This is a genomic window from Roseburia sp. OM04-10BH, assembly GCF_003462605.1.
Taxonomy (GTDB): Bacteria; Bacillota; Clostridia; order Lachnospirales; family Lachnospiraceae; genus Roseburia_C; species Roseburia_C amylophila.
Genome location: NZ_QTZI01000004.1, coordinates 31585 through 48845, shown reverse-complemented (window position 1 = coordinate 48845; position 17261 = coordinate 31585). Strand labels below are relative to the sequence as shown.

Below are 17261 nucleotides of genomic sequence, written 5' to 3'. Positions count from 1 at the left end.
CAGGGACGATACTCTATCGTGGTTCCACCCTGCTTGCTGTACTTATCGTACAACCGCTCATTCTGATGATAACGGAATCACCGGACCGGATTGGGGTCACTCAGAGCTGGTCTTCACATTACACTCCATCAGAATACTCTCACCAGATGTATTCCTCTCTTTGACTTCCTGTCATGCTACTCGTCTCTTCTTTGTTTTGTCCTTTTGACAAAAGCTATTGTATACTCTTTTTTCTGCTATGTAAAGAGTTTTTCTGTGAAATATTTTCCAAATGTTTTCCAAAATATTTTATTCTTATCTTCCGCAGCAGAATTTATATTTCTTTCCACTTCCACAAGGACACGGATCATTTCTTCCGACTTTCTTTCCAACTACAACAGTGCCGGATTTCTTCTGCTCTAAATAAAGCTTTCTCTTGGTATCTGCATCAAAAATTTCATCCCACTGTGGTAATTCATAGAGCCAGTCAGCTTTGGCATCTACCATGTTCTTGTATAATTTTTCTTTATCGAATGCAAGGCTTACCTTGGTATCCTCTTCCATAGTATCAATTGGGTTTGGTGTTACCAGGCTGTCATTGATTCCATCTAAGAATCCAGTCATATCCATAATGCTGAGGTCGTATTTCTCTGCCAGCTCTTTTACAGTTCCTTCTACCTTCTCATCCGGGTTTGTTAAAAGTTTCTCATATACGCCCTTCTCTAACATAAAATATCTCTGCCAGAACTTCTGTAATTTTCCTCTATCTGCCTGCTGATCATAAGCAATCTTCTGCCATTCTTCTAATAATGCCATTGTTCATATCCATCCTTTAATCCATATTTAGTCGTATAACGCTTGTTTCAGTATAGCATATTTTGTGCTTTTTTCAAGTATTTATCCTCTGCAACTTTACATTTTCTGATTGACTATCCGCTGTCAAATGTTAAAATAATATATATTGCTTTTTTCTAAAAACAGGTCATCAAAGAAAGTTGAGGTCATATATGAAAAAGACAAAACAGATTCTTGCAATTATCGGTGTTGTACTCTTAGTTGCCCTCTATGTTTCCACTCTTGTTTTTGCATTGATTGGAAGCGATTTTGCCACAAACTGTCTTAAGGCTTCCATCTATGCCACTGTGGTTGTCCCGGTTCTCATCTGGGCTTATACCATGGTATACCGCTTACTTAAGAATCATTACTCTTTAAGAGAAGATTTGGATTCCATCAAAAAAGAAGCTTCCGGGCAGGATGCTTCCGCAAAAACTTCAAATGAACCAAACATCAAAAAAGAGGATTGCGAATAACCACAATCCTCTTTTATAACTTGTCCACTTCTTTAAAACTAAGCAAGTTTTGTTTTTGCAAGCTCTGCTAATGTTGCAAATCCTTCTGCATCATTTACAGCCATCTCAGCTAACATTTTACGGTTCATATCAACACCAGCTAATTTTAAACCATACATAAATTTGCTGTAAGATAATCCATTCATTCTTGCTGCTGCGTTAATACGGGCAATCCATAACTGTCTGAACTGTCTCTTTCTCTGTTTTCTTCCTGCATAAGAACTTGTTAAGGCTCTCATGACAGACTGTTTTGCTACTCTATACTGTTTGGAGCGTGCTCCTCTGTAACCTTTAGCTAATTTTAATGTTCTATTATGTTTCTTTTTAGCGTTTAAGCCGCCTTTAATTCTTGCCATGTTCTATTCCTCCTTAACCAATTCTTATAAATATGGTAAAATCTTCTTCATATTCTTAACATTTGTTGCATCTGTCATTGCAGGTTTTCTAAGATTTCTCTTAGTCTTAGTTGTTTTCTTTGTTAAGATATGTCTCTTATAAGCCTTGTTTCTCTTTAATTTTCCTGTTCCTGTTAATTTGAAACGTTTTGCTGCTGCTCTGCTTGTTTTCTGTTTTGGCATAATTTATTCCTCCTTAAAATCATTATCTTTTCTCTGCCAGCACCATACCCATGCTTCTGCCTTCCAGCTTTGGTGCTTTCTCCACTACTGCAATATCTGCAAGTGCTTCTGCAAAATCATCCAGAATATGTTTGCTTGCCTGTACATGTGCCATTTCTCTACCACGGAAACGAAGTGTAACTTTTACTTTATTTCCTTTGGAAATGAACTTTCTTGCGGCATTCATTTTGGTATTCAAATCATTGGTATCGATATTTGGAGAAAGACGAACTTCTTTTAATTCAACCGTTTTCTGTTTCTTACGTGCTTCCTTCTCTTTTCTTGCAAGCTCATATCTGTATTTACCGTAATCGATAATCTTACATACAGGTGGCTTTGCTCCAGGAGCAATCTTTACTAAATCAAGTTCTGCTTCCTGTGCCAGCTTATATGCTTCTCTTGCTGACATGATACCTAACTGTTCACCATCCGCACCAATCAGGCGGACTTCCTTATCTCTGATTTGTTCATTGATCATTAACTCGCTAATGGTCGTACACCTCCAAAATTAAATTCACCACAGCTTTGCCAGACAACTTTCCGTTTATTTCCGCAAAAAAAGTGGATAGACAGACTATCCACTTCAAAATGATTCGCTCATTGCATACTCATTATAAACACTTAGTCACTTGATTGTGCTAAGGTGAGAGTGGATACTCTACTTTCTTCAACTTGCTTATAGTACCATATGTCATTTCGTTCGTCAAGCATTATTTTTACCGATATTCGCTTCTGATATTTTCCGCCCTCTCAATAATCGTTTCCGGGAACCCGGTAAAGGAAAGCAGGCGGATTGCATTCTGGGAATTTGCCGGTCCCTTCTGCAATTTATAATCAAATACAATATCCGCTTCTCCAAACTCTTCGGAAAAATGATAATTGTCATAACCAATTTTTTCAAGCTCCGTCAATTCCTTATCATGGGATGCCACAATTGCAATGCAGTTATGATGTGCCAGATATTCCATGATTGCTTTTGAAGCTGCAATACGCTCCTGGGTATTGGTTCCTCTTAAGATTTCATCAATAACACAGATAACCAGTTCATCCTCCGACAAAGCATCCAGGATACGTTTTAAATATTTAATCTCTTTAATAAAATAACTGTCACCGGATAAAATATCGTCTCTTACCGCCATGGAAGTAATCATTTTTGCATGAGGCAGGTGCATTCTTTTTGCGGTGCAGGTATGAATGCTCTGTGCCAGTATCACATTAACAGCTATGGTCTTGATAAAGGTTGACTTACCGGAAGCATTGGAGCCTGTGATAATGCAGTTATGCTGAAGTTCCATAGAATTGGTCACTGCTCCATGAAGCAGCGGATGATAAATTTCTTCCATCTCAAGCTGCTTTGCTTCCTCATATTCCGGTACTGTCACAAGAGGCAGACTCTTTCGGAAAGAGCCTGTGCTGACCGCTGCATCCAGTTCTCCTACCACCCGGTAAATCTTAAGATAAGCATCCTGGTTATCCATAAACTGATTCAATACTTTCATATAAGTAAGGATATGCCACTGGGTTACTCCCAGCAGGAAATCCTGCAGCATTTCAAACACATCTCCCATGGCATTTCTGCTCTGGATATTTAGCAGAAATGCCTTCTTATCCATTTTGGCAAATACCGGAAGCAGTGGTGCCAGTTCCTCACATATTTTGTCTTTCCGGTATTCCTGCTCCAGTTCTCGTGCTACCGTAATCAGGTATGCCGCCGTTCCCATCATATGAATCTCCTGGTCAAACTTCAGACGGACCGTAAAGATATACACCGACAAATTCACAAGAAATACTACCACCAAAGCTGACAGAGCATATATATTATGAAATACGACTGCCGCCACAACAACTACCACCAGCAATATCCGGAGCATCTGATAAACCCAGAGATTTGAAATTGCAAAATCCTCTACTGTCTGGATAAAGGATGGAATATAGTAAGCCTCGTCTCTCTTTCCAAGCTTTGACAAAGTTTCTTCCAAATGATAGCGTTTTTCATCATCTGCTTCACAAAAAGCTATTCTTTTTTCTAAAAGCTCCTCTTCTTCCTTCGTCTGCTTCGCATAATGAAGCTTTGCATATAAAATTTCTTCTCCCATGGTGGAATCACAGTTGTTGATTCTCTGGTACACATCATCCATATTAAGGTCATTCCATGTGACCTCATCCACCTGCTGTGTTCCACCCACAGTATCCAGATAATTTCTTATCAGTTCTCTTTTAAATTCCTTTTTCTCAGGTTCTTTTCCATATTTTTCTTTCAGTGTCCGTTTGCAGCGGTTCTTCCAACTTTCTTTTGTCTTAATTGCTGAATAAGTAAATCCTGCAATCATAATTACTACAAGGATTGCTGCTTCCATTTCTTCGCCTTCCTACTGCATGATCCCAATGGTATCTATCCAGTAAATATTATCTTTATCCATAATTCCATTTACAGTAACGGTATCTCCCGCATGCAGGAAAATCAATTGTTCATTATCAGAAAACTTCTGCCAGTATACCATACCGTCGTCTCCTGCCAGATAAACATAGGTCTCTCCTGCAATCTCAACATACTGCATTTCACTGATTACAAAACTTCTTGTCTCTGTCTCACCTTCCGGAATTGTTTTTCCTTTGGCTGCTGTCTGTGCATTACCTGCAGTGCTGTTGCTGTCCCCGGAAGAATTTTCTGCCTCTTCCGGATTCCCAGTGTTTTCTGTACCATCACTGCCTGTCATCTTACGATACTTTGCAAAGCACTCATCGAGACTGGCTGCTGTTGTTACCATATTATAAGATTCTACATTTACCATGCCATAAAGTTTCACTATGCCGCTGGCATCTTTTAATACCATGATATAAGTCGGCTGACCGTCTACATTAATCAAAGACGGGAAAGATGCACGGTATCCTTTCTCCTGCACTTCTCCTTCTGCAGCAGCCATTGCAGAGCTTTCATCTGCTCCTGCAATACTGTAATAATGTGCTTCTGAAGTCCGCTCATTTACCAGTATAAACCCGATATTAGAGGCATCATCATTGACAGAAGTAACTCCGGTATAAATCCAGATATCCCCGTCTTTGGCAACATAGCCGAAGTTTGCTTCGTAAGATTCCTCATCTCCGTCTTCATCCTCTACTACCGTTTCCGTACATTTCTTACAGCCTTTTTTGCCGAAGATGCTGTTCATAAATCCATTAGATAATTCTCCATACCAGTTATACTGTTCCACCAGAAGATCCCCGTCAAAGACGTCATCCATCCAGTTCGGCACTTCTGATGCATCATAATACTGACAGTCTCCGCTGATTGGGTCACAGCTGATTGCACCCTCAACAGTTTCTCCACCAAATAAACCGATGGTGTATTTGTATACACTGGCAATATAGTATGGGTTTCCATCTTCGTCCACTTCAAAATGAAGATTTCCGAAAAGTTTATCCGGGTAATTCATACGGATATGCCTTCTTAAATCCTTGCCAAAGTAAGCAGACGGAACATAAATCATTCCTTCCTTTACCGGAACATACTGCGCCTTCTGTCCTACCGGATCAACAGTTATATAACCTGGAACACCATTTTCCTTATTTCCCATATATTTAAAGAAGCCGGCATACTCTAATGCAGATACTTTCGCTGGTGCCCCCTGATAATCAATCTGTGTGTAGTCTTCCGATACATTATACTGGCTCACCACTTCTGAAAGGCTTCCGATTTCACGATTACCCAGCAGCACTGCACTGTCCGTATCCATTAACGCAATCTTTGATACAGAAGATGCTGTATTGATATCGCTGTTAAAATCACTGTCTTCGATGGTCAGGATATCTGCATATGCTTGTGCATGGAACATTTTGCTGCCATAAAATAAAAGAAGCAGGAACAGAATTCCGATTACTCCAACTGCTGCAAAAATACCGTTTACCGGCTTTTCCAGCTTTCCTGCTGACTTACCTTCCGCCTTCCTGGCTGCCGATACCAACGCACCTATTATTCCTAACGGGAATAATATAACGCCTAATACAAACAGCCATAAACCTCTGGAATGAATATTCAGTGCCGGAAGCAGGAGATAATACATCACTGCTATCCATAAAATATAAATAACCGGAAGCACAATGGACAACCCCTTTACATGAGGCAGCTTTACCTGCATTGTTTCAAACTCCATTTTCTTCTTTTTCTTTGCCATACCTAATCTCCCTTTTCTTCTTTGCAATTATTATTGTATTATTTAATTAATACAATAACTCAATTTCAAAATAATGTCAAGTGAAAGCTTTCTTCAAATGGCTGGCAACTAAAAACAGCAGGACGACAAAATGTATTTTCATTTTCTATCGTCCTGCCTGCAATACTTATTTATATTATTTTTTTAAGCTCTTGCTGCTTTGCTATCACGCTTTTTATTCTGGATAACCATACATGCTACTGCAGCTGCGGTAACAGCCAGTGCCAGAATTCCCATTGGAAGATCTTTCTCACAGTCTCTCAAGAAAAACAGCACTGCCATAGCAATTACATATATAACAGCAATGATTCCATCTACTATTTTCATACTTTCTGCCTCCTGCCTTTATGCATTTCTCTTCTGACGAAGTACTGCCCTTACTACATTATATCCTGCAAATACAATCGTAAGAATCATCATAATCCAATGGATGATACAGTTATCTTCTCCCGCCGGATTTGCTGCCAGAGGAACTGCTTCATCTTCTAATGCAGTTACTTCCTGTTTTGCATTATCGTCCGTTACATTCGCCAGCGGAACCTCTTCATCTTCTAATACCACCGGTTCTTCTGCATCCTGTGGCTGCTGTGCTGCCTGCTGCTGTCTGACTGGTGTCTGTGCCACCTGGGTCTGTGTAACCGGAGTCTGTGCCTGGATTACCGGTGTCTGTACGGCTGTCTCCGGCTGTGTATTGTTATCTGCCGGAGTTACCGCTGTTTCTGATGATGCTGGCTGGGCTGGATTTGCCGGCTGTGCCGGTTCCGTTGATTCTGCCGGCTGGGTTGGTTCGGTTGGCTCGGTCGGCTCAGTTGGCTCGGTCGGCTCAGTCGGTTCGGTTGGCTCAGTCGGTTCGGTTGGCTCAGTCGGCTCAGTCGGCTCAGTCGGCTGGGTTGGTTCGGTTGGTCCAGTCGGTCCAGTCGGTCCAACTGGCTCGGTCGGCTCAGTTTCTTTCTCCTTTTCATCAAAAGAAGCATACACTACGGTACTATCATTTAAATCTGCAACATTTACTTTACTGCCATCTTCTAAAGTCCAGCCGGTAAATTCATAGGTTGTTGTCTCTGTCTCTGCCTTTACAGGATCTGTTACAGAAACTTCCGTTCCCTTTACTTCACGTACTTCCTGATATACATTTCCGTCTACCATAAAAGTAACGGTATAACTGTTATCAACAATTTCTCCATCAATATGCCAGGAATTCGGATTAATCATCCGGTACCATTCGATGCGGTAGAATCTTGCATCATCCCCTGCAATGCCGCTGTTCGCTGCATATGCATCTAAAACAGATGCAAGTGTTACCGGCATCTTTCCATCATAATTCTTTTCTGCATCAAAAGAGGCTGGTGCAGTAAAACCAGACATATCCGTTGTCACTTTCAGCTGATTTAAAGAAACTGCTGCTCTTCCTATATAGTCATAATTTGCTGTTGCATCACCAACTGTTCCTTCCGGACGGACAGTTCCTGCTTTCCGGATGTAGAACTCTGCCTTCTGTGTAAATGTATCTGCTACTTTTACATATACGTTATAACCCTCTGTATTGCGGAAAAGTTTTGTATATGTTGTCACTACACCTGCATTTTCATCCTCTAAGATGAATCCTTGGATTACGCTTTCCTCTGTGATTGCATAATCTGCTGCTTCTTCTAATACAGCCGGGTCTAAAATACAGTTTCCACTTAACAGCAGCAGTTTTCCATTTCCATATTTGGCATATACTTTTGCACGAATCTTACTGATTCCAAAGCTTACATTTACAGTTCCACTATAGTTACCGGTAAAGGTTACGGTTGCCAGAGCAGTTCCCTCTTCTACATTATCTTTGTAATTACCAACAATATAATCAGTTCCTGCTGTTAATACTTTTCCATTATAAGTTACGGTCACATCTTCTTCACTGAGTGTTACTGCTTTTCCGGTATAATATTTTTCCTTTGCAGCTGCAATCACGCTGTCATTTTCCACTTCTTTCGGAAGAATGGTATAGGTTGTATTTACCGTTCCTTTATAGTTACCGATTCCGGTAATTGCTGCTGATGCCTCTCCTGCATTTGGATTACTTCCACTGTATATTACAGTATAATCTTTTCCTTCTACTAATGTTTTGTCTCCATCCTTTACCACAACTGCAACTGTGTTTCCAGTATACTCAGTATCCTTTGCAGTTACCATTTCATTCGTCAACGTTTTCTGCCGGATAGTAAAGGTTGCTTCATTACTGTCTGCGGATTCAAATTTCTTTGCACTGGCTGTTGCAATTACCGTATAAGTTCCTGCATCCACCGGTGCTTTGCTTAATTTATTTCCTGCCTCATCAAAATAAGTATACGTGATGGAAATGCTTGGATTCTTCTCAATTCCCCAGCTGTATGCATTCGCATCACAGCTTAAGTTTTTCTCATCATTACTGCCATTATATTCAAAATCACTGGCTGTAAGATTTGCATACAATGCTTTTAAATAGGTTCTTACCGGTACAATAAATACAGTCTCTTTATAGTTCTCTGCTGCATTTCCTTCCGGCACAAATACTACATGATGGTCTACATCTTCAAAGATTGCAGTTCCAGTAGTATTAAACCACAGTGTCTCATCCGGGCTCTGCCACTCAAAATGGCCTTCCAGTTCCTGGTTCTCATCATTGACCGCTACTGCCATTCCGCCATTCAGATGGGACTCTCTCAGTTTTCCGGACATATGATTGATTGTTGCAGATGGTTTTTCCTTAATTACTGCCTCTGCCTTATTTACAGTTACCGTATAAGTCCTGCTTCCTGCCTCATATACATCTGTTGCCGGTGTTGTAATCGTATAAGTATAAGTTCCTGCATTTAAAATCTCTTTGTCACAGGTTCCAACAATACCACTCTTTGGACCATCCTTTACAAAGTTCTTTGCATTCAGTGTCTGGACTTTTCCGTTATAAGTCAGATTTGAAATGCTCTCTTCAAATACCGGAGTTCTCTTACTGATTTTAATAGTATATTTTTCTGTTTTCCATTGAAAGAGATAATTCTTATACTTGCACTTCAAGGTAACTGTTCCTGTCTTATCCGCAGTTACAGATACCTCTTTCTTATTTGTATTTTTTAATGTTACCTTATCTTTTCCACTGGTAACACTCCATTTGGTTTCGTAAGCAATCCATGCAGAACACTCGATTTTCTTCGTATCCTGCAGCTGCATCGTAATTGTATTATCCTTTTCGGCAGCTTTTACTGTCATCCCGGTTATTCCGGATAAGGACAATACCATCAATGCTGCCATTACAAAAGCTGTAATTCTTTTTCCCAACATTTTGGCTACTCTCATGTTTTTTCTCCTTTTATTCATTTTATCCATTTCCTGTTGATTTATGAATTGTATAACTAATCATAGCCTACTCCATGTTATAAAAAGCGTTACATTTTTCTATTTTTTCTTTATTCTTCCGAATTGTACTTAAATCTTCCTGTTTGTATTGTATTTCTCCTCGTATCTACTCGTCTGTTCCATTCACCAATACTTTATGATATTTCACATATTTCTTTCCAGCCGTCCGTTCCATGTTGTCATTGATTCTTTCTATCACAAGTCCGCAATTTTCTTCTTCAATACCTATTAAAAGTATCAGATACTGGTTTGTGCTGTATCTGGTATACAGGTCACCGCTGCGCAGGGAGTTTTTCAATGCCTGCTCCAGTTCTGCCCGGATGTATTCGAAATGAACACCGCCTTCTGAAGCATACCCCTTCCCATCGGTAATGGTGCTCATAAGAAGCCACGCGCTCTTTCCCGTACGCTGCAAAACCCGTTTTGCAAAGCGGTAATTTTCAATGAAAACAGGATACGAACAGTAAAATGCTCCTTCCTCTCTCTCTTCTTCCAGCTTCTCCTGTATTGCCTGAATATGAGTGGCATCATCCTCCGTAACACAGCTGCTAATTCGTTTTAATTGTTCCAGCATAGACTTTGAAGGCTCACTGCCAAGCTCTGCCAGCAGCATTTCTTCTGTCTTATGATATAATGCCACCGCCTCTTTGGAACGCTTCATGGCAATCAATGCCTCCATCTGGTATACCTGCCAGTCATCCAGTGGATAAAGAACCGCTGCTTTTTCTGCTATCTCATATAATTTCTGATACTCCTGCTCATCCCGGTAAATTCCGCACAGTCTCTTTACACAGGACATATATAATTTCCGGTATTTCGTTGCCCAGAAAATTACCCATTCCGATGCTCCCAGTGCCGGCAAAAATTCTCCACGGTACAGCCTGACTGCTTCCTCTAATTCTGTTTTTCCAAAATCTTCCGCCTGTTTCAATGCATGCTCTGCCTTCTCTTCAAAAGAAATGCAATCACAATGATACGGAATTTCCGGTGTCCAGTAATAAACTCCCTTTCGGCTTATAATATAATCGCTCTCCGGCAGTCCCTGCTCCTTAAGCAGTTTCCGCACCCGGAAAAGAATTGCCCGGAAACTGTTGGATGGGTTTGCGACCTCCTCATTTTCCCATAGTCTTCCCACCAGTTCTTCCCTTGTTACCCCTTCTGTACCCGCATGCAGAATAATCTGAAGCAGCCGGTTCGTCTTTGTCGTTGATTTCCGGTCTATGATAAAGGAATGATTTCCATATTGCATTCGAAATGTTCCAAGCATACTTACTTCTAAAATTTTTTTCATGCTTCCTGCCCCCCTGCAGATTATTTTTCCTAATTGCAGTATAAAGGACTTTGTTTTTATACGCAAAAGATTTTTCTCATTTCTTCCGGATTGTCAAAACGAAAGATTACTCTTATAATCATATTCATAAATAATTCTAAAAAATAATTGTTTCGAGCTGTTAGAAAGGATTATACCATGGAAACAGGATTTATTGATTTACATGTACATTCAACCTGCTCTGACGGAACTTTTACTCCATCTGAGCTGGTTCATGAAGCCAGACGTCATTCGATATATGCCTTTGCCCTTACTGACCACGACTGTATCGATGGTATTAGAGAAGCGCAGGAAGAAACCTTGCGGCTTAACTCCCCGGATGCACCGGAAGTCATTGCCGGTGTTGAACTCTCCTGTGAACTGGATGACCGTGAAATCCATATGGTCGGGCTATATATTAACCCGGACGATAAAGTATTTAATGATAAATTAAATGCATTCCGTTCTTCCCGCACAGACCGCAACCGCCTGATGGTTGATAAACTGCAGCAGGAGGCACACTTTGCCATTGATTATGACAGTCTTATCAGAGAATTTCCGGATGCAGTCATTACAAGGGCACATATTGCAAGATACCTTGTAAATCATGGTCTTGCCAAAGATATGAATGCAGTATTCAGTAAATATATCGGGGATGACTGTCCTTATTATGTAGACCGTCATAAAATCACTCCGCAGGAAGGTATTTCCCTGATTCATCATGCCGGTGGTCTTGCCATTTTAGCCCATCCGGTACTCTATCGCATGAATGCAGACCGATTGGACACTCTGGTTCAGACACTGGTAGAAGAAAGCCATTTAGATGGTATTGAAGCCGTCTATTCCAGCTACCAGCTTGGTGACGAACAGAACATCAAGAAGCTTGCGCAAAAATATCATCTGCTTATTTCCGGTGGCTCTGACTTCCACGGAAGTAACAAACCTTATATTTCCATGGGAAACGGAACGAGACATATGCCGATTCCTTATTATATTTTATCAGATATTAAAAATGCGCTGCATTGCAGATAGCTTACTACTCATGTACACCAAGAGGGACTGTCATTTTACAATTTCTGTAAAACAACAGTCCCTCTTTATAGATACTTTCTATTTTTTGTCTTTCACCTCGTCTAATGCATTTCGAAAGATTCGTTCAAATTCATTTTCGGAACATTTTTTCCGGCTGGATTCATCCGAATACCCTCTATTCTGCTGTCTTGCCTGCTCGTGAACGAGCAAAACAACCGGAACCTTAAAATAACCGTCATATCCGTATGCGACAATCCCCTCCCTGGAGCTTTATTTCAATGGTTTCATATTATATATCGGCAAAAGTGTCTGATTTCTTTAGTCCTCTACCGGTTCTGCCGGAATAAAAATACGGTCTTTTACCACATCCGCAGGCTTTGGTGCTGCTTCTTCTGCTTCCCTGCAGAACTGCAGCTGTGAATTCACCAGCACCTTTCCACGTTTGTCAACCTTTTCATAGGTGCCATCCTTCTGAAGGAGATGTGCTTTCGTATTATCTGCCAGTTCCACATCCAGAATATGCATTACTTTATGCTTTAACTCTTCATTTTCTACAGGGAAAATAATCTCTACACGGCGGTCTAAGTTACGCGGCATCCAGTCAGCACTTCCCATGTAAATTTCATCCTGTCCATCATTATAGAAATAGAAAATTCTGCTGTGCTCCAAGAAATTTCCTACAATGGAACGCACTCTGATATTTTCACTGATCTTTGGAATACCTACCTTCAGGCAGCAGATTCCACGTACCACCAGATCAATCTGCACTCCCGCTGCTGATGCTTCATACAAAGCTGCAATAATATCACGGTCACAAAGAGAATTCATCTTGGCAACAATTTTGGCTGTCTTTCCCGCCCTGGCGTATTTTGTTTCACGCTCAATTAATTTCAAGAAACGCTTCCGCAGCCAGATTGGTGCTACCACCAGCCGGTTCCAGGACAGCGGTTCAGAATAACCAGATAACATATTAAATACTGCTGTTGCATCTTCACCGATTGCTTCCGAACAGGTAAAGATACCACAGTCTGTGTACAGCTTTGCAGTGGAATCGTTATAGTTTCCGGTTCCAAGATGTACATAACGGCAGATGCCTTCTTCTTCTCTTCTTACGACCAGTGCAATCTTGCTGTGGGTCTTTAAGCCCACCAGACCATAGATGACATGGCAGCCTGCTTTCTCTAATTTTTTTGCCCAGACAATGTTATTTTCCTCATCGAAACGGGCTTTTAATTCTACCAGAACAGATACCTGTTTGCCATTTTCTGCTGCCTGTGCCAGTGATGCAATAATCGGCGAATTGCCACTGACACGGTAAAGTGTCTGTTTGATTGCCAGTACATCCGGATCTTTGGCTGCCTGACGGATAAATTCGACTACCGGATCAAAGGTCTGGTATGGATGATGCAGTAAAATATCACCTTTTTTAATTGCATCAAAGATACTCTCTCCCTGCTGGATCTGTGGCACCGGCTGTGGCGTATATGGTTTGTAACGTAAATCATCACAGCCTTCCAGTCCATACATCTTCATCAGGTAAGTCAAATCAATCGGTCCATTGATTTTAAAGATATCATCCTCTGACTCTACCCGAAGTTCATCCTTTAAAAATGCCAGCAGACGCTTATCAATGCCATATTCCACTTCCAGCCGGATAACTTCGCCCCACTGCCGTTTCTTTAAGGATTTTTCAATTTCTTTCAGTAAATCCTCTGCTTCGTCCTCATCAAAGGAAAGGTCCGCATTACGCATAATACGATACGGATAAGCACAGACCACTTTATGGCCTAAGAACAATTTGGAAATATTCTTCTCAATAATCTGCTCCAACAGGATAAAGGATTTCTCGCCTTCCTTTACGGATGGAATCGGAATCAGCCTTGGTAATACAGATGGCACCTGAACGGTTGCATATTCATAAATGGATCCGCCCTTCTTCCCCTCTGCCTTAAGCTTCTTCTCTTCTGCTTTGCCAAGGAGGTCATCCTTCTTCGGATTTTCTTCCAGTAAAGCTACAATGTTTAATGTCTTATTGCGAATCAACGGAAATGGTCTGGATGCATCCACTGCCATCGGTGTCAGTACCGGATATATATTTTCTTCAAAATAACGGTCTACATATTCTGCCTGAAAATTTTCCAAATCTTCATAGGCATCTACAATATAGATTCCTCTTGCATTCAATAGCGGAATCAGGGAACGGTTATAAGTAGAATACTGCAGTTCTACCAATTCCCTGGTATCATGATTAATGGCTGCTAACTGTTCAGACGCTGTCATACCGGCAATATCTGTTTTCTTATAGCCCGCATGTACCATATCCTTTAAAGAAGCCACACGTACCATGAAAAATTCGTCCAGATTTGAAGAAGTAATGCTGACAAATTTTAACCGCTCCAGCAGCGGAATGGATTTGTCTCTTGCTTCATTCAATACTCTGCCATTAAATTTAATCCAGCTCAACTCACGGTTTTCATAATATTCCGGATTCGTATATTCTTTTAATTTTTCCATTCGCATACTCTCCTAACTATAGACCTTTTTCACTTTAATCACCGGTTTCATACTGAATACTTCTTCAAAGAAGGACGCCTTGGACTCAAACAGTCCCTTTTCCAAAGTCACATCATCTTCCGTCTCTATGGTAATAATCAGATTTCTTCCGGAAACAGATGTCTTTACATTCTTAAATTTCTGTTTGTGGCTTCTATCCATGGCATTTGCCACCTTAAGGATAGCTGCAAGCTTGGCTACAGTAAGATAACTGTCATGATCCATCTTATCTGCCAGTCTGTCATAGCTGTCTATCGGTAGTGTATTATAAAGTACCGTAGACGCCACAATTTCACGCTCCAGATGAGTCAATCCAATAATTTCCGAAGAAATAATAATGTCATAGGAGCACTGCGGTCCATTAACCAGACTGACAAATTTACCACAGTCATGGAGAATGGCTGCTGTCCTTAGCATCAGCCGCTCTCTGTTTCCCAATCCATGAATCTTCTTCATGGCATCAAATATCCGGACTGCCATCTGCTCTAATGCTTCAAGATGTGGCTGATAGCCGAAATATCTTTTGGACATACATTCCGCCGCAGATATTACATCTTCTTCGAAATCATGTGTTGCTTTCACCATATTATGCCGCTGTGCATAATCATATGCTATACCATCATTTACATTCACACCCGGAACTACTACATTCTGGGCATTTAATGTGGTAACTAACTGACGGTAGATAACCAGTGCCGGAATCAGCAATGTATCACTCTCGTTGGTGATTCCTAATTCTCTTGCAATCTGTCCTGTATTCTTTGCTCTCAGCTTCTCCGTATAACGATAGAACTTGTCCGCATCTACCATACATTTGCCATTTTCTTTACTGATTTTCGGCATAAATGCAGAGATATAATCTCCCATAAAAATAACATAACGGATGCCATCCTTTGGCAGATAAAGAGCTTTAAAGACCTCTAATTCCTTATCTACGACTTCCTGTATCTGCTGCTCATAATTACCGCTGCTTTGCATGCCAAGGTCAAAGAGTTTCTCCTGCACACGCATAATTCCAATCAGAAGATGCTGCGTGGTAACTACCTTTCCTTTTACAAAAAGTGTTATCTGCATACTGCCACCACCTACATCAACTACTGCTGCATTCTGACTGGTCATATCCTCAAAATTCTTCTGGGATGCCACCGTCTTATAACTGATAAAACGATGTTCCGAATTGCTCAGCACTTTCACATTAAGTCCGGTCCGAATCCGTATCTGGTCTAAAATAAATGCTTCGTTCTGTGCATCCCGGATGACAAGACCTGAATATGCTTCATACTCATCCGTCCGGTACATCTCCATAATCCCCACGAATTCTTTCAGCACCTGACACAATTCATCCGCTGTTTCATATCCAACATATCCCTGGGAATAAACATCCCTTCCCAATTCTATTCTATGGCGGACATGGTCAATTTCCCGGATTCCTCTCTTAATGGAAAGCTCAAACACTTTCATGCTGATTTCATAAGACCCGATATAAATTGCTGCAAAAGTCTTCATCCGTGCTCCTCCTCCTGTGTAAATCTTCTGTTACACTTCCTGTCCTAACATATAATTGATAAACTGCTGTGCGGTTCTTCCGGAAAGTCCACCATGACTTAACTCCCATTTGTTGGCTTCTGCTAAAAGCTCTTCTGCCGGAAGATGTACTCCCTGCTTTTCTGCCAGTTCTACTACAATCTGCTGGAATTCTTTCTTGGTCGGTGCTCCAAAGTAAATAGATACACCAAAACGATATACCAGCGAAAGTTTTTCCTGTACGGTATCAGAAGTATGCATATCCTCACGCACTTCCTCTTTATCTGAAAAGTTCTCACGAATCAGATGTCTGCGGTTTGAGGTTGCATAAATCAGCACATTGTCCGGTTTCTTCTCCAGCCCACCTTCAATTACAGCTTTCAAATATTTGTATTCAATTTCAAATTCCTCAAAAGATAAATCATCCATATATATAATAAATTTATAATTACGGTTCTTTATCATGGAAATAACCGTGTTCAAATCTTTAAACTGATGCTTATAAACTTCAATCAGGCGAAGTCCCTGCTCATAATACTGATTGGCAATTGCCTTTATGCTGGTTGATTTACCGGTACCTGCATCACCAAACAACAGACAGTTATTGGCACTCTTTCCCTTTACAAAAGCTTCTGTATTATCCACCAGCTTCTTCTTGGCAATTTCATAGCCTACCAGGTCATCGAGTTTCACATGAGCGATTCTGGTAATCGGTGCCAGTTCTACAACACCATTGGTATTCTGGATACGGAATGCCTTATGTAAGCCTAGATTTCCCACACCAAATCTTGCATAGAATCCGGTTACGCTGTCCTGAAATGCATTGGTATCCTTTGCTCCTGCCAGTTCTACAGCCAGTTCACAGATGCAGTCACGGATACGTTTGTTAAATACGCTTCCATTATCATCCGGTCCCTTGAAATTCTGAAGCACATCCATATCATCAATTTCCAGAGTCTTTGCCACTTCATTTAAGTTATAATCAAACATTTCTTTTAAAATAGCAAAATCATGGGCTGCAATCGCATTGATACTTCCGTTTACTGCTCCTTTCATTTCGCAGGCGGTACTGTAGGCATTTTCATTATTTACCATAATAAACGCAAGAAAACAGTGCCACAGATTTCCTTCAAAACCGTGGCTCACTGCCAGTTCAATCAGTTGGTTCAAACATCTATAATACAATTCTACTATATCAGACCGATTGTAAAATTCACTATCATAGTTTTCCAAAATCCATGTAAAATTATAAAATAATTCTCCATTTTCAAAGTTCTTATATAAAATTAATTCTCCTGAATGTTTCATCTTA

14 protein-coding genes and 1 other annotated feature (1 of these 15 running past the window's edge) are annotated in these 17261 nt (G+C 40.7%); of the genes, 2 read left to right on the top strand and 12 right to left on the bottom strand.

What is annotated here, in order from left to right:
• Window positions 1–201, bottom strand: a binding site (T-box leader) (it extends 2 nt beyond the left edge of the window).
• A gap of 93 nt (window positions 202–294) precedes the next feature.
• Window positions 295–795, bottom strand: a complete 501-nt coding sequence (locus DXB43_RS05450; protein WP_022244108.1) for an SEC-C metal-binding domain-containing protein — start codon at window positions 793–795, stop codon at window positions 295–297.
• A 191-nt stretch (window positions 796–986) separates the two neighbouring features.
• Here DXB43_RS05450 and DXB43_RS15700 point away from each other — a divergent pair, with 191 nt between their 5' ends.
• Window positions 987–1289, top strand: a complete 303-nt coding sequence (locus DXB43_RS15700; protein WP_330408315.1) for a hypothetical protein — start codon at window positions 987–989, stop codon at window positions 1287–1289.
• A gap of 38 nt (window positions 1290–1327) precedes the next feature.
• Here DXB43_RS15700 and rplT read toward each other — a convergent pair whose 3' ends face one another.
• The 8 genes from rplT to DXB43_RS05405 all read right to left on the bottom strand — a co-directional run bounded on the left by rplT (window position 1328) and on the right by DXB43_RS05405 (window position 10822).
• On the bottom strand, window positions 1328–1684 hold the full coding sequence (gene rplT / locus DXB43_RS05440) for a 50S ribosomal protein L20 (protein WP_022244106.1): 357 nt from the start codon (window positions 1682–1684) through the stop codon (window positions 1328–1330).
• A gap of 24 nt (window positions 1685–1708) precedes the next feature.
• Window positions 1709–1906, bottom strand: a complete 198-nt coding sequence (rpmI, locus tag DXB43_RS05435) for a 50S ribosomal protein L35 (RefSeq protein WP_022244105.1) — start codon at window positions 1904–1906, stop codon at window positions 1709–1711.
• 22 nt (window positions 1907–1928) lie between these two features.
• Window positions 1929–2423, bottom strand: coding sequence for a translation initiation factor IF-3 (gene infC, locus DXB43_RS05430; RefSeq protein WP_022244104.1), 495 nt, complete (start codon window positions 2421–2423; stop codon window positions 1929–1931).
• Between the two features lie 238 nt (window positions 2424–2661).
• Window positions 2662–4302, bottom strand: a complete 1641-nt coding sequence (locus DXB43_RS05425) for a MutS-related protein (protein ID WP_117698318.1) — start codon at window positions 4300–4302, stop codon at window positions 2662–2664.
• Between the two features lie 12 nt (window positions 4303–4314).
• Window positions 4315–6117 (bottom strand): hypothetical protein, encoded by a 1803-nt coding sequence (locus DXB43_RS05420; RefSeq protein ID WP_117947019.1) that lies wholly within the window; start codon window positions 6115–6117, stop codon window positions 4315–4317.
• A gap of 183 nt (window positions 6118–6300) precedes the next feature.
• A complete protein-coding gene (locus DXB43_RS05415) occupies window positions 6301–6483 on the bottom strand; it encodes a hypothetical protein (protein WP_117841205.1) in 183 nt (60 codons plus the stop codon).
• 18 nt (window positions 6484–6501) lie between these two features.
• Window positions 6502–9471: a hypothetical protein gene (locus DXB43_RS15415; protein WP_243006643.1), complete on the bottom strand. Its 2970-nt coding sequence runs from the start codon at window positions 9469–9471 to the stop codon at window positions 6502–6504.
• 166 nt (window positions 9472–9637) lie between these two features.
• Entirely contained in the window at window positions 9638–10822 is a 1185-nt protein-coding gene (locus DXB43_RS05405) for an AfsR/SARP family transcriptional regulator (protein WP_117947018.1), read from the bottom strand.
• Window positions 10823–10999: 177 nt separating this feature from the next.
• Here DXB43_RS05405 and DXB43_RS05400 point away from each other — a divergent pair, with 177 nt between their 5' ends.
• On the top strand, window positions 11000–11872 hold the full coding sequence (locus DXB43_RS05400; protein ID WP_117947017.1) for a PHP domain-containing protein: 873 nt from the start codon (window positions 11000–11002) through the stop codon (window positions 11870–11872).
• A 318-nt stretch (window positions 11873–12190) separates the two neighbouring features.
• Here DXB43_RS05400 and DXB43_RS05395 read toward each other — a convergent pair whose 3' ends face one another.
• Genes DXB43_RS05395 through DXB43_RS05385 form a run of 3 tightly spaced genes read right to left on the bottom strand, consistent with a single transcriptional unit; the run spans window position 12191 to window position 17257 of the window.
• Window positions 12191–14386, bottom strand: a complete 2196-nt coding sequence (locus DXB43_RS05395) for an RNA degradosome polyphosphate kinase (RefSeq protein ID WP_117947016.1) — start codon at window positions 14384–14386, stop codon at window positions 12191–12193.
• A gap of 12 nt (window positions 14387–14398) precedes the next feature.
• Window positions 14399–15931 (bottom strand): Ppx/GppA phosphatase family protein, encoded by a 1533-nt coding sequence (locus DXB43_RS05390; protein WP_117947015.1) that lies wholly within the window; start codon window positions 15929–15931, stop codon window positions 14399–14401.
• A 30-nt stretch (window positions 15932–15961) separates the two neighbouring features.
• Window positions 15962–17257: an ATP-binding protein gene (locus tag DXB43_RS05385; RefSeq protein WP_117698734.1), complete on the bottom strand. Its 1296-nt coding sequence runs from the start codon at window positions 17255–17257 to the stop codon at window positions 15962–15964.
• Window positions 17258–17261 lie beyond the last annotated feature (4 nt).

Excerpts from the sequence above, each read along its gene's own strand:
- infC (WP_022244104.1), bottom strand. The coding sequence starts at position 2,423 with ATGATCAATGAACAAATCAGAGATAAGGAAGTCCGCCTGATTGGTGCG.
- rplT (WP_022244106.1), bottom strand. The coding sequence starts at position 1,684 with ATGGCAAGAATTAAAGGCGGCTTAAACGCTAAAAAGAAACATAATAGA.
- DXB43_RS05405 (WP_117947018.1), bottom strand. The coding sequence starts at position 10,822 with ATGAAAAAAATTTTAGAAGTAAGTATGCTTGGAACATTTCGAATGCAA.
- DXB43_RS05385 (WP_117698734.1), bottom strand. The coding sequence starts at position 17,257 with ATGAAACATTCAGGAGAATTAATTTTATATAAGAACTTTGAAAATGGA.
- rpmI (WP_022244105.1), bottom strand. The coding sequence starts at position 1,906 with ATGCCAAAACAGAAAACAAGCAGAGCAGCAGCAAAACGTTTCAAATTA.
- DXB43_RS05395 (WP_117947016.1), bottom strand. The coding sequence starts at position 14,386 with ATGGAAAAATTAAAAGAATATACGAATCCGGAATATTATGAAAACCGT.
- DXB43_RS05390 (WP_117947015.1), bottom strand. The coding sequence starts at position 15,931 with ATGAAGACTTTTGCAGCAATTTATATCGGGTCTTATGAAATCAGCATG.
- DXB43_RS05415 (WP_117841205.1), bottom strand. The coding sequence starts at position 6,483 with ATGAAAATAGTAGATGGAATCATTGCTGTTATATATGTAATTGCTATG.
- DXB43_RS15415 (WP_243006643.1), bottom strand. The coding sequence starts at position 9,471 with ATGAGAGTAGCCAAAATGTTGGGAAAAAGAATTACAGCTTTTGTAATG.
- DXB43_RS15700 (WP_330408315.1), top strand. The coding sequence starts at position 987 with ATGAAAAAGACAAAACAGATTCTTGCAATTATCGGTGTTGTACTCTTA.
- DXB43_RS05420 (WP_117947019.1), bottom strand. The coding sequence starts at position 6,117 with ATGGCAAAGAAAAAGAAGAAAATGGAGTTTGAAACAATGCAGGTAAAG.
- DXB43_RS05400 (WP_117947017.1), top strand. The coding sequence starts at position 11,000 with ATGGAAACAGGATTTATTGATTTACATGTACATTCAACCTGCTCTGAC.
- DXB43_RS05425 (WP_117698318.1), bottom strand. The coding sequence starts at position 4,302 with ATGGAAGCAGCAATCCTTGTAGTAATTATGATTGCAGGATTTACTTAT.
- DXB43_RS05450 (WP_022244108.1), bottom strand. The coding sequence starts at position 795 with ATGGCATTATTAGAAGAATGGCAGAAGATTGCTTATGATCAGCAGGCA.